Genomic DNA, 576 nt, shown 5'->3' with positions numbered 1-576 from the left:
GCGCAGGTATTGCCATGACTTTGGCGATGGTTTCTGCCTTTACCAAAATTCCGGTGCGTGCGGATGTGGCGATGACCGGTGAAATCACTTTGCGTGGCGAAGTGTTGCCGATCGGCGGTTTGAAAGAAAAACTGCTGGCTGCTTTGCGCGGCGGCATCAAGCATGTATTGATTCCGAAAGACAACGTCAAAGATTTGGAAGAAATCCCTGAAAATGTCAAAACCGGTCTGACCATCCATCCGGTCAAATGGATTGATGAAGTGTTGGCTTTGAGTCTGGAAACTCAGCCTGAGCAATGGGTTGCCGAATTGGCAGTTGCCGAGACCGTGCAAACTCCTAAGACAAAGTCAAGAACAAAAGCAACCAAGCATTAAGTTGGCCGTCTGATGTTGCAAAAAATGTGGTTTTGCCCTGAATGCCCCAAAAATAGGGCAATTCCACATTTTTTACTTGACATGATAATTTCAGAATTGCTATAAAGTGCGTATGTGCTTTGAAAGCGCTCAAGCCCCGAGTATTCGGGCATTTCATCATCTTTATACGATAGGAAGGGACTAATTGTGAACAAGTCTGAAT

General features: G+C 45.7%; 2 protein-coding genes. One reads left to right on the top strand and one right to left on the bottom strand.

Annotation, left to right across the window (positions count from 1 at the left end; all coding sequences use genetic code 11):
• Positions 1–374 (top strand): S16 family serine protease (locus tag ACTHUR_RS16405; protein ID WP_440399740.1); only part of this gene is annotated, 374 nt, incomplete at its 5' end.
• Here the strand turns inward: ACTHUR_RS16405 and ACTHUR_RS16400 are convergent.
• The coding region (locus ACTHUR_RS16400) for a hypothetical protein (protein WP_440399739.1) at positions 371–576 on the bottom strand (206 nt) is incomplete at its 5' end. The two genes, ACTHUR_RS16405 and ACTHUR_RS16400, sit on opposite strands and share 4 nt — an antisense overlap.

Source organism: Neisseria sp. P0021.S007, assembly GCF_051956855.1.
The sequence above is the reverse complement of the archived record's forward strand: the minus strand, read 5'-3'. Positions and strand labels throughout refer to the sequence as shown.